We start from the raw sequence: 12175 nt of genomic DNA, 5'->3' as shown, positions 1-12175 counted from the left end.
GAGTCCATAGGATTACCGGAAACAAGTTTATGGATGGGAGTGGAACCGGAGGTATATCGAGGATTCTAAGCATGGGACTTGGAGGGGATAGACCTGTTTGGAACAACAATGATTTTTCTGATTTTGAGCCGTTAGAGAGTAAAAACCTGACTGCACACAGTGTTTCATTTCCAGAAGCGATTGGATCCGTTGCTATTCAACCAAATGTCGAAATCCAGCGATTGGTGAATTTAGGTAATGATCATGGTGACAATCACATCGTTGATCTGGACATGAAAGATTTTTCAAGCCGCTGTCCCGATGGATTCGAAACGACGCTTGCAAATTATAAAAGCTCGAAGGCTTCGGCACGATTGCCTGATCAACCGCATATTGCAGACAAAGATCGACTAACAACTTTTGCTCCGGGAGAAAGTATCAGAATTAGAAAAACCAGGGGGAAATTTGAGATAATACCCTTACCCGACCGATGAAGTATGAACGTTTTTCTTAATTGATAAGCTCGATCACCAATCTATTTTTAATTTTTTTAAAAATGATCGATTCTTTACTATAGCAGGGGTCGTGCTTTGATTTAGGACCTCTTCTTATTTTCCCCGGAAGTGGTGAGGAAACAACCAGCGAGCTATTGCCGGTAAAAGGAAAATGGCACCCAGCATATTTAGCAAAAACATGAAGGTAAGCAGGATGCCCATATCGGCCTGAAATTTTAATGTTGAGAATATCCAGGTAGAAACACCGATCGCGAGAGTGATTCCTGTAAAAACCACAGCACTGCCCGTCCGTTTTAATGATTTTCTCAGGGCGTCCTCAAAAAAATCGCCTTGTTCCAAATAAATCTGCAAGCGTGCAAATAGGTAGATTCCGTAATCAACACCCACTCCAATACCTAACGCAACGACAGGCAAAGTGCTCGATTTCAATCCAATCCCAAGTAGATACATAAGCTCATAGGCCAATAAGGAAACCAGGGCTAAAGGCACGACGATACAAAACGCGGCGCGCCATGACCGAAAGGTGAGTAGGCACAGGAGTATCACTGCTCCGAAAACGTACATAAGTATCGGGAATTGTGCAGCCGCAACGACTTCATTTTGAGCTGCCATGACTCCTATATTTCCGCTGGCCAGGTTAAACGTTACTTTTTCTGAAGGGTTATTTTTTCTAAATTCTTTAGCAGCCAAAATAACCCGTTCGATTGTTTCTGCCGTGTGATCCTTTAGGTAGATCATGATGGGGACAACACTCCCATCTTCATTGTAAAGTCCACTGGTTGGCTCGAAGGGGCTAATGGCCTGGGAGAGTATTGCCGGGTGTTCTGGTAGAATTTCCCATTTGGGATATCCCTCACTGAAACCTGCATTGGAAAGCTTGGAAATGCTGGCCAGGTTTACCACCGTTTGCACATTTCTGACATTTCTCATATGCCACGCAAAGCGATCGATTAGCTCCATGACTTCATAATCGATGACTCCATTAGGCTGGGTTTCAGCAATGACGGTTATCAAATCGACACCGATGGTAAAGGAACTCGTTATGACATGACTATCTTCGTTGTACCTTGAAGTGGACCGCAGTTCGGGGACTCCCTGTTGTAAGTCGCCAATTTTAACTTTACCAGCGTATTGTACGCCTTGGGTGGCGAGAAGGGCCGCTATTACTAATGTTAGAATCGCAGGCTTCGTTTGCGAAACCTGGGCCATTCGATCCCACAAGCTTTTCCTGCTTTCTCTCCTCTTCAGGATTTCCTTTTTATAACTTGAATCAAGTTGTTGGAAGGACAGAAGAACAGGCAGCAAAAACAAGTTTGTAAAAACTATCACCGCCACACCTAAACTGGCAGTGATCGCCAGTTCTTGAATGATAGGAATATCAATCAAAAGAATGGTTACGAATCCAATGGTGTCTGTGAGTAGGGCAGCTCCTCCCGGGATGAGCAATTGTTCAAAACTTTCTTGCGCTGCTTCCTTTCCACTTAATCCGGAAAAAACGCCGGAGCGAAAGGAACGTACCATTTGTACCCCATGACTCACTCCAATTGCGAATACCAGAAAAGGCACCAGTATGGACATGGGGTCGATCCCGAATCCCATGGAGCGGAGCAGGCCGAGTTGCCACACGACCGCTATGAGGGATGCGGCTAACGAAAGGACAGTAAGCTTGAGTGATTTGTTGTAAAAGAAAACGAGCACTGCTGTAATTATGAAGGCGACAGCGAAAAACAAAATTACATTGAGTACGCCGTCTGCCACGTCACCCATCACTTTCGCAAAACCAATGATGCGTACCTTCAGTCCCATCTCCAACCCTTGCGCCTCAAATTTTCCCCGGATATTTTTTTCCAGATATTGCGCTACTTCAATGTAGTTTATTCTTTCTCCGGTCTGCGGATCAATTTCCTGCAATTGAGCTAAGATTAATGCCCCAGAAAAATCGCTGGCTACGAGTAATCCAACGGTCCCGGACTTGATGATGTTAGCTTTTACTTTAGCGAGATCTTCATCTGATCCCAAAAAGTCTGCCGGGACAACATTACCGCCAGAGAAACCGTCTTCGATTATTTCTATGTATCGCGTATTGGGCGTCCATATCGAGGTTACCTGAGCCCTGTCCACTCCTGGGACGAAGTAAGTTTCATCAGTCGCCTGTTTTAGAATTTGAAAATACGCTTTAGAAAAAATCGTACCCTCATCCAACGTAAGAGCGATGGCTACGCGGTTTGCTCCCCCAAACTGGTCCTGGTATTTGGTAAAGGTTTGGATGTATTCATGATTGGATGGTAGTTGTTTGTTAAAACTGGCATCAATCTTTGTGTTAATCGTAAACCAGATCATCACGATGGTAACCAATCCGAATACGGCTAGCACGGCCTTGCGGTTGTTAAACAATCCTTGGCTGAGCTTTATGGTTAGGACGTGGTTACTCATTGTTTAAAATGGCTTTACTTAAAGCTGAATCTAAAGACTCCACCGGGACGCTTAGTACACCATGTCTTCCACAAAAAAGTATCGCTTGTTTATTCGTAGTCTCTGCTATCGCAACAGTCCCATCAATTCCTTCTTGTTTAATAGGATGGAAAGTCTGCCCTCGATCATTACTCATAAAAACTTCTTCAGTAATCCCTGAAATGAGAATGTTACCCGATGAGAGTTCTATTCCTGCTGTGAGCATGACCGGAATCTCCTGTTCGATGGATTGCCAATTTTCTCCGGCATCGTTGGAGCGAAAAATATTCCCCCTCAGGCCGTAGATCAGTAGGGTGTTATCGTCCAAACAAAGGATGCCAAATAACGATCCTTCATAGGGAGAATCCAGTTTCCTCCAACCAAGTCCTTCATTTCCAGACTGGAAGATCTGCCCCTTTTCTCCAACGAGATACAATGTTCCGTTAGGGCTTTTTTCTATTCCATAAAAATGAAGTCCCTCTTCATCAATTAATTCCATTTCAAGACTAGTATCTGCGTCGTCCGATTTGGCATATTCACCATATGCGCCAACAAACAGCCCATTGTCCCTATCAAAAAATAGTGTATCAAAATAGCTGATTTCCGGGTCTGGCTCGGAAATGAGCTTCCAATTATCTCCGCTATCTGTTGTAGCTAATATCACACCGGAGTGGCCGCTGGCCCACCCATACCGATCGTCTACAAATTCAATATTGGTCAAGGTCGTTCGAGTAGGGGTACTAATTTGTCGCCATGTAAGTCCATCGTCTCGACTTTTCAAAATGTGTCCTCGTTCGCCGACTACCACCACTTCATCGTTTAAAACGGCTATATCCAATAGAAGCGACTTGGGGGACAGCGGCATTCTCTCCGAATGTCTTATCGCAGGCGAGGGATCAGCGGCGAAACTGCTTGCCGAAAATACGGTAAATGCGAATGCAAGGAGATGTCGGAAACTTGGGTGAATAGAGCAAGCGGATGAAACTAAATACATTAAGTTACTGCGTGGGCAGGTAACAGAGAGTTTTTAGAAATGTCAAAGACATGATTTTTTATAACCCGCCTTTGTTTATCCTCCTGATTTATCTCAATCCTTCGCGTCTTAATGATTGGGCTGAGAAGTCGCTTTGGGAAATCTCTGCGGCGAAATCATACATCTTCATTTCGTTATCGAGACCACCGGCATTGTATCGACCTGAGAAAAGATCCATATGAAGCTCAAGAGTTGTCCAGAAAGTAAGCTCATCATAATAGTTGATGGAGTGACCTTCGGAAACGCGCCAAAGTTCACCGCGGCCATCATACTGATCTGCAACCATGATCTGCCATGAATCTTCATCGATATAGAAGGTTCTCTTCGAATAAATATGACGTGTGCCTTCTTTGAGAGTGGCTTCAACTACCCAGCAACGGTGAAGTTCATAGCGTGCCAAGTCCTGGTTAATATGCCTGGGTGAAATGATGTCTTTAATTTTAATATTATCGCTGTGCAGGGTGTAAGAATTGTAGGGGATGATATACTCAGCTTTCCCCACCAATTTCCAATCGTAGCGGTCAGGAGCACCATTGTACATGTCGAGTTGGTCGCTGGTACGTAATCCGTCAGAGGCTGTTCCCGGATTATCGTAAGCTACATTGGGAGCGCGACGTACCCGCCGTTGCCCGACATTATAGGTCCACGTTCTTCGAGGTTCCTTAACCTGGTCGATGGTTTCGTGAACTACCAGAAGAGAACCTGCCAACCGAGCGGGTGCCACAACCTTCTGTTTGTAATAGATCAGCACGTTTTCCAGGTTATCTTCCGTTTGGCCCGGAGTATTGTAGTTGAATAGAAACTGGTCATCAATGTTAACCAATGTATAGCTTCCTGAGCGAGTAGGGGAGACCTGTGCCGTATATCTGGCAGCAGACTTTCCGCGATAACGCGTCAAATGATTCCATACCACCTCGAGGCCGTTTTGAGGAATAGGAAACGGAACCCCAATGGCTGTGCCTTTTATTCCGTTTCCGTCCTGAATTAATTCACCCTTGGTTGCATTCTTGATGGAGTTATCATAAATCGACTTTGGATTGGAGGCAGATCTGCGCGACTGGAAAACTGGAAGCTTATACGTCTCTGGGTAAGCATTGAGCAGGGCTTTATGACCCTCTGTCAGCTTTCCCGAGTATTGGTTCATATTGTTTGCCGTAATCGTATAAAGAGGGCGATCGCCAGAAAAAGGATCAGGGTGATGCATCCCGGGAGAGTAGCCAGCCGGTGCTTCAGTTATTCCGCCTTCCCATGCCGGGATGGATAAGTCTGCATTTCCTGCCTGTTCAGCACCTAAGGGTGTAAGCTCCTTGCCTAATTTGTTAGCCTCGGTTTGTGAAACCTTTCCGAACGACGAAGGACTACCGAGGGTAGCGGCTGCTGTTAGGAGAATCAGAATTTTTGATACAGTCTTCATTATATTTCTAGGTAGGAAGTTTAGAAGGAGTATTTGACCGTGGCAGATAGAAAATCTCTATCGCTCAAATCGTTATGAGTATCGGCACCCCAAAATTGAGTGAATTGCAAATCAGATGACCATTTGCTTTGGTAGTCGAACCTCAATCCGAGTGTCATGGATTTGCGTCCTTCACGGAAATTTAGAATCGGGTTGGGGGTGATTCCATTTACATCATGGGCAAATTGAAAGCTAGGAGATACATTGATGCCATTCCACACATCGCTGTAGTCAAGTTGAAGAACGGTTCGGTATCCCCATGAAGATGATGTTGCAAAATTGGATGCAGGTTCTGTTACCGGTTGAATGCCAAACGTCGTAGCGAGAGGATTTGACGAAGTAATTGTTCCTGGTCCTTCGAACGGGATAGTGGTGTCGCTTAAACCGGGAACGCTTGTGTAACCGGCCTCTGCGACCAATATCATGTTGCAGGTTTTTTTGGTCTACGACTCCACCAGGCTATCTTGGGGGATTTGAACCCTGGGTTCGTTCAACCAAGGGTTGGACCGAATGCACGAATCGTAGAAAGCTGAAACTGATACACATCCTTGTTGCGATAGCCTTGGATTCGTTCACCCAAATGACCGAAATAATTTCCGAAGCTGTTGATGGGTGCGAAAGCCGGGTTGATGGCTGATAGAGCGGCGTAGATAGTTTCCACGTCGTCCAGGGCCAGGGGTTGGTTTTGGCGATAGGACAGTTCTCCTTGAAGCGTCCAACCGGTGGTTCCGATATCGGTATTAAAGCTGACGCCATAAAGGTTGATATCCTCTGGATATTCAACCTGGTAGCGTGCCGTGGCTGCCGCATTGAAAAATGCGAATTGTCCGGCTGCTTCCAAGGCGCCTTGACTGTCTGGCGAGGTCAGGATGGCGAGTTGTTCTGGTGTAACGGCACCAGGTCCGTATGTTTGGACGGCTGTAGCCAGTCCCCACAATCCAGCTGCTTGCGCTGAAGCTACTTCTGGTGGCATTCCTGCTAACACGAACACCGTGGTTAGCGGGCCTGAAAGATCGGGGTTAATAAATTCGGTAGGAGTGATGGCGCTCACTAATGGTACGCGACTATGATTGTTTATTAAATAAAATCCAAACTCTGTATTGTTCAATTGGGGAACAAGAACGCGCATCGCCAAACCGTATTGACCATCGTCGGATGCTTCAATGTCGGCAGCTCTTGGGACGAACCCAAAAGGCGCACCTTCCGGAATTGCTCCGAATCCAAGATAAAGTCTGTCGGACCCGCGGCTAACTACATCATTAGTACTGAAATAAGAGCCCCTTGGATCAATGATAGTTTGTTGCCAGCGGAACTGATAGAAGCCTTCAAGAGTAATATTTTCTGTTAGGCCAATACTGAAGCTGGCCATGGGCACTGGTTTTAGAGCTTCTTTTAGCTCAGCACCAGGTATGCGTAACTTACTCACATCAACGGGATTAATGGAATTAATGCCGTTTTGAATAAAAATACTTTCACCCCAACTGAGAACCTGGCTACCAAAACGGAGATCGAGGGGCATGTCTCCTGCGTCCAAATTTATATAGAAAAAGGCGTCCAGAATCTCGGAATCGCTTCCAACTTGATTAAGGGCGGCATCGCTCAAAGGACGAAAGGCTCGAGTGCCGTCTTCGTTCTCCCAATCATAGAAACTGGTCAGACGGGTAAATACTCCCATGTTTTCGCCAGAGATTTCCAAGTCGTTGGTCATCTTGACTGCTTTTGAAATCCAACCTTTTTCGTAATTGAGGTTTCCATCGTCGAGATTGATTGAAAATTGGTTTCCACCATTTGGCAGGCCAATAAGATCCGGGCTTGGATTTGAAGTTCGGTAAGAACCTCCAATGGATAGCGTGGTATCAAGTTGAGCGGTTAATTCGCCGATCTCGAAAACCAAAGCATGGGTTCCATGAGTTATCAGCAGTAGAAGTGTTGTTAAACTTCCAATAATACCGGAACGTAAGCGTAAGGAGCACGTTTTCATAATATGTCTGGATGGGACTGATCGCATGGTCGCGTTTTCAGGCGGTATGGATTTTGATATACGAGTTAAAGGAGTGAAAAAGGTGATTGTTTAAGTAGCCGTTTTTCAAATGGATGATTTTGAGCAGTATGAGAATGTTTTTTACTTAGACAGGATTTAGGCCTCTGTATTTGCAGTTTTCATATCTAAATGAAAATTGATTACTACTTTCGGCTTCCCGGTTTACATTCTTTTGACGCTCTTACGGATCAGCATTCAAAAAATGCACGTAAACCTTGAAAATAACCGGAAGAACTATTGCTCGATACTTTGAGTGACCTGCTTTAGTCGGGCTAAAAACAGGATTTGTTTCCTCGATCAGTTTATTTGAGTAGATCCAGTTGTAACAGACCAACTGGTTTCTCAAATAAATCCGGATGAATAGCACTTGCAATCTGGCGTAAGGCTAGGATTTGCCTGGGTCCGGGAATCGTAAGTAAATCGCGATCTATCATATATACCCTATTGTCCCTTATCGCTTCCAGGTGAGACCAGTTTCCAGAGGTACTGAAATTGCGGACCAATTCGGACATGGTCGTGGGATTTTCCGCATCAATCGCAATGATAATAACTTCAGGTTGCTTTCCCAAAAGAGTTTCCAATGAAAGCGTCGGCCATTGAGATTCTTCTTCATTCGCTATGTTATCCCCGCCCGCGAGATTAATCATTTCATCTACAAAAGTATCCGGTCCAGCAGTGTAGAGATTATCCAGGTCATACAGGACGGCTGTTCTAACACCTTCATGAGGCCGCGATTCATTGATTTGATCGTTCACCGATTTCTGCTGTCCTGCCATCCATCCAATCAAAGTCTTAACATCGCCTGTACTATCTATTATCCGTCCCAGTATTTCCAAATCACTCTGAATCGATATCCAGTTTTGCTGATCAAAAACCACGACCTTCATCTCTTTCAACTCCAGGGATTCGATCGCACCTTCATTCATCATTTTACTCATCAGAACGACATCTGGCCTCATGGCTAAAATCGTTGCCTCATCGAGTTCATCCACACCGCCTGCTACTTTAATATCTAATGCTTCCACCGGAAACCGGCACCACTCCGATCTGCCAACCAACAGATGCTCTTTGTCGATTTGGAAAATGTATTCCGTCAAACTCGGTACAAGCGAAACCACCTTAATCGCTGAGCGCTTGAAGCTGATTGTTTTTTCTCGGGCATCTTGGACTTCGATGAGTTGTACCGGTGGTTCTGGATCTACCTCTGTTGGAGAATCCTTCTCCTTGTTTCTACATGCCCACCATCCGACGGTGAGGATCAGGACGAAAACTATGCCGATGGCTGAGTTGGAGATTTTATTCACACACCTCAAAGACCTCGGTTTCTGGATAATGTCCCTTCACTCCTTTACCCTTTTGGAGGCGCTGCACCATACATTTCCCAATTAGCAAGTAGCGCTTCCAGAACGGTATTTCCGACTTTGTAAGCAGCTTCTTTGGCTGGAATGCTGTTCGCGGGATAGTCGGCAGTTGTGCTCCACACCGCCGCTTCACCGGGAGGAGGGGTTGAGAAGTTGCTGGCAGTTCTTAATACCAGGATTCTTTGTGTATCAACAAGACCTGTACGAGACATGCGGTGAAGAGCGGTAAGGGTACCGTTGTCTTCCATGTTCGTAGTCGCGAAGTTCCCTTCACCATTGGTGTGCAGTTTCATCCAGTTGTTCGCCCAATGATTAAGCAGTTCTCCGTGCCAGTAGGTGCTTGAGCCAAGCGTGTCTCCGATCATGACTTTAGGAGGACGATTTGCCTCGGGCATCCCTTTGAATTTCTTGCGGAAGGCGGCTATTTCGGGGTCATCGCCGAGGTCAATGTCTTTGGTGATCGAGAAGGCCCAGTTCACCAAATCAGGATTTAGGCGGTAGGCAATCGTATCGACTGTCCAGCCGTCTTCCAAAGTATCTGGCTTTTTTGCGCCAAGTGCGATGAATCCGTAGTCCCAATCGTCGGGGATTTCACGTGCGTCGATTTCATAGGCGAGGTCACCATCGACTACCCAGTTTGCCCAAATCGCATCACCCAAGGCAGAGTCGGCCGGATCGGCTCCGCCAATTCCCGCGATTATCCAATAGGCTTTGGAAAAGTCGAACCGCGGGTCCATCCCCAGAGCCATGACACTTGCTGTCGCATTGGTAACTCCGCCACCGGTGCACGTAAGAAGGACCCCATCGTTGCGGTAATAGAGGTCATGCAAGCCCAGCGGGAAATTCATTTTTTTATTGAAGTTGCCTCGTTCGACCCAGAATTGCATCTCACCGGGGCTGTCGCCCGTATCCTCACCGTTCTCAAACATGGAGACGATGACAGCCTTTATTGGGATTTTGTTCTCCGCAAAAAGTAGGGTGCTTGCCCCATAGCATGATAGGAGGCATGCGAGTATTGCGGGGAAATTTGAATTCATCATCTCTGAAAAGTGGGTTGTTAGACGCTACCCTTCAAGTTGCTTTGGATTAAAGTCAACAAGTAGAGTTACGAGGCTGTGGGGTATGAGTACCAAAGCAAAAATTTTTATACAGGCCGCTGTGGCTTCTATCATCGTATCGCCCACAAATAGTTTCCAGGAAAACCAAAAACACAAAGCAAGGATTGCCAGAAAACTAAGGAAGTTTGTCTTTTGGAAATGAAAGGAAAGGTTTTTTATTATCCCATCTCCCTCGAGGAGAACACCACGTGATTCCGGAATATAAGCAGGCGTCCTGTACATGTGTCGCAATGGGTGTAAGACCAAAAAATAAAAAGCCATACTATAAAGCGGATGAATAAATCGGAAGGATAGAAGCAGCATCAGAGACTCCATTAAATGAGCGGACACATTTAATGGCAAACCCTGGACTCGAACAAACTTGTGGATCAAAATTGCCAAAACTTCCAAAAATACAGCAAACACCAACAAGTAACCTGATAACGAATACAGAGTGTTTAAAATGTTACTGGAATCTGTTCCGACGAAGTTTAGAAAGAGTTCCTGTGTCTCAAGTGGCCTAAAGTAAAGAGGTGCTATTAAGACCAGAGTTCCGCGTCCAATACTTCCGGCTAGCCATGATGGTCCGCGGGAAGGATATAGGTGTATGGTGTCCAGGCTGCCCCAGTGCCAAATGATTAATGGGGTGAAAAGTGCTATCGTGAAATTAAATGAAAAAATCCAAATGCCATAGGTGATCAGGCCAAACGCCGTTAACAATCCGATCGCCGATACCCAGTAGGACAACTTGGACTTCCAGGGTGGATTTAATATCCAAGGTGGTAGATAGAAGTCCGCTACTTGATGGGGAATTACAAAAACCGTCAATACGAGCATCACCACAATAATTTGATTTGGGACGATCTCTGCCGGAAAGAACCAACTCAAGGCCCACACTGCCAGATAAAACCCCCAAAGCGCACGTCTGTCCCAAATGGGCTTGGCTATTGTTTGGAAGATAAGAACGTGGAGCATCGAGGCGGCTTCAATAATCAAAGTTTGGTTCCTACATGAAGTTGGAGGATTCGTCCATTCCTTTAAGATAACGGGAAATACTGGATTGGGTCTGTTCATTTGGAATAGTGTCTTTAGCGTTAATTAATGAGTCAATTGAAGGATCAGTTTTTTCAGCCTCCGTTTATCAAAAAACTAGCCAAGGCGCTCGAGTTCCATGTTCCGGGGCTGCGAGCTGTTACTTTTGTCGAAGCAGTTACAGCTTCTCCCTGGAAAGAACTGGAACTCATGGATCGCATGAGAAAAATAACTGACTGCGTCCACCGTTGTTTGCCCGAGAAGTATCCTGATGCTCTGTTTATCCTGTGTAAGGTTGCTGAGCAATTTAAAGGTTTCGATTCTTTGGTATTCCCCGATTTTGTGGGGCGATACGGAACGGGTTACTTGGAAGAATCGATTCCTGCGCTTCAACAGTTCACTGAAATGTGTTCGTCTGAATTCGCCGTTCGGCCGTTTATCGAACGCTATCCCAAGCCGATGTTCAAACAACTGAAACTTTGGGCAAAATCCTCGGATATGCATCATCGCAGATTGGCAAGTGAGGGTTGTCGACCTCGATTGCCTTGGAGTTTCGCGCTGAAAGAATTGAAAAAAGATCCCACTCCGATTTCCCCGGTTCTTGAAATTCTTAAAGCTGATCCGGAAGATTATGTGCGAAGGTCGGTGGCAAACAATTTGAATGACATCAGTAAAGATCATCCTGAAAAGGTGATTGAACTGGTTAAGCGGTGGCATGGAACGAGTAAGGAGGCAGACTGGATTATTAAGCATGCGTGCCGGACGCTCTTGAAACAGGGACGTCCGGATGTCATGCAACTCTTTGGTTTTTCGTCTCCTCATTCTGTTATCTGCTCTCCCGTTCGTTTTGATAAACAGAAAGTCAGGATAGGAAGTGAAGTCATCTTTAGCTGCTCCATTAAGACCACTAAAAACGCGCTGGGGAAAGTGCGTTTGGAGTATGTGGTCCATTTTAAAAAATCCAATGGGCAGTCTTCGTCCAAAGTCTTTCAGATTTCCGAGAAAGTGGAGACCGCCAACGAGCTTCTCATCGAGAAGCGTCATAGCTTTAAAAACCTATCTACCAGGAAACACTTTCCAGGTGATCACCGTTTCGAAGTACGCGTAAATGGTGTTTCTAAAGGGGAGGGGAGTTTGGACTTGGCTCACGGTATTTTTATTTGGCACGGTGATTGACGAGCATTTGGAATGGGATACCTAGATCATGCTGGGA

10 protein-coding genes are annotated in these 12175 nt (G+C 45.7%); 2 read left to right on the top strand and 8 right to left on the bottom strand.

Annotated features, from left to right (window positions below):
• Positions 1-473: hypothetical protein (locus O3C43_22260; protein ID MDA1069217.1), on the top strand; the 473-nt coding region annotated here is incomplete at its 5' end.
• A gap of 114 nt (positions 474-587) precedes the next feature.
• Here the strand turns inward: O3C43_22260 and O3C43_22255 are convergent.
• The 8 genes from O3C43_22255 to O3C43_22220 all read right to left on the bottom strand — a co-directional run bounded on the left by O3C43_22255 (position 588) and on the right by O3C43_22220 (position 10926).
• Complete coding sequence (locus tag O3C43_22255) at positions 588-2927, bottom strand: MMPL family transporter (protein ID MDA1069216.1); 2340 nt, start codon at positions 2925-2927, stop codon at positions 588-590.
• Entirely contained in the window at positions 2920-3810 is an 891-nt protein-coding gene (locus O3C43_22250; GenBank protein MDA1069215.1) for a YCF48-related protein, read from the bottom strand. Before O3C43_22250 ends, O3C43_22255 begins: the two co-directional genes overlap by 8 nt.
• A gap of 217 nt (positions 3811-4027) precedes the next feature.
• On the bottom strand, positions 4028-5392 hold the full coding sequence (locus O3C43_22245; protein ID MDA1069214.1) for a DUF1329 domain-containing protein: 1365 nt from the start codon (positions 5390-5392) through the stop codon (positions 4028-4030).
• Positions 5393-5412: 20 nt separating this feature from the next.
• A complete protein-coding gene (locus O3C43_22240) occupies positions 5413-5856 on the bottom strand; it encodes a DUF1302 family protein (GenBank protein ID MDA1069213.1) in 444 nt (147 codons plus the stop codon).
• Between the two features lie 65 nt (positions 5857-5921).
• Positions 5922-7412 (bottom strand): DUF1302 domain-containing protein, encoded by a 1491-nt coding sequence (locus O3C43_22235; GenBank protein MDA1069212.1) that lies wholly within the window; start codon positions 7410-7412, stop codon positions 5922-5924.
• Positions 7413-7774: 362 nt separating this feature from the next.
• On the bottom strand, positions 7775-8776 hold the full coding sequence (locus O3C43_22230) for a helical backbone metal receptor (GenBank protein ID MDA1069211.1): 1002 nt from the start codon (positions 8774-8776) through the stop codon (positions 7775-7777).
• 44 nt (positions 8777-8820) lie between these two features.
• On the bottom strand, positions 8821-9873 hold the full coding sequence (locus tag O3C43_22225) for a purine nucleoside permease (GenBank protein MDA1069210.1): 1053 nt from the start codon (positions 9871-9873) through the stop codon (positions 8821-8823).
• A 24-nt stretch (positions 9874-9897) separates the two neighbouring features.
• Positions 9898-10926, bottom strand: a complete 1029-nt coding sequence (locus O3C43_22220) for a hypothetical protein (protein MDA1069209.1) — start codon at positions 10924-10926, stop codon at positions 9898-9900.
• Between the two features lie 105 nt (positions 10927-11031).
• On the opposite strand from O3C43_22220, the gene O3C43_22215 reads away from it, so the two are divergent.
• Positions 11032-12138, top strand: coding sequence for a DNA alkylation repair protein (locus O3C43_22215; GenBank protein ID MDA1069208.1), 1107 nt, complete (start codon positions 11032-11034; stop codon positions 12136-12138).
• The last annotated feature ends 37 nt before the right edge of the window (positions 12139-12175 follow it).

Source organism: Verrucomicrobiota bacterium (assembly GCA_027622555.1).
Taxonomy (GTDB): Bacteria; Verrucomicrobiota; Verrucomicrobiia; order Opitutales; family UBA2995; genus UBA2995.
Note: the sequence above shows the minus strand (reverse complement) of the source record. Positions and strands in the feature narration are given on the sequence as shown.

Excerpts from the sequence above, each read along its gene's own strand:
- O3C43_22250 (MDA1069215.1), bottom strand. The coding sequence starts at position 3,810 with ATGCCGCTGTCCCCCAAGTCGCTTCTATTGGATATAGCCGTTTTAAAC.
- O3C43_22235 (MDA1069212.1), bottom strand. The coding sequence starts at position 7,412 with ATGAAAACGTGCTCCTTACGCTTACGTTCCGGTATTATTGGAAGTTTA.
- O3C43_22255 (MDA1069216.1), bottom strand. The coding sequence starts at position 2,927 with ATGAGTAACCACGTCCTAACCATAAAGCTCAGCCAAGGATTGTTTAAC.
- O3C43_22225 (MDA1069210.1), bottom strand. The coding sequence starts at position 9,873 with ATGATGAATTCAAATTTCCCCGCAATACTCGCATGCCTCCTATCATGC.
- O3C43_22240 (MDA1069213.1), bottom strand. The coding sequence starts at position 5,856 with ATGATATTGGTCGCAGAGGCCGGTTACACAAGCGTTCCCGGTTTAAGC.
- O3C43_22245 (MDA1069214.1), bottom strand. The coding sequence starts at position 5,392 with ATGAAGACTGTATCAAAAATTCTGATTCTCCTAACAGCAGCCGCTACC.
- O3C43_22215 (MDA1069208.1), top strand. The coding sequence starts at position 11,032 with ATGAGTCAATTGAAGGATCAGTTTTTTCAGCCTCCGTTTATCAAAAAA.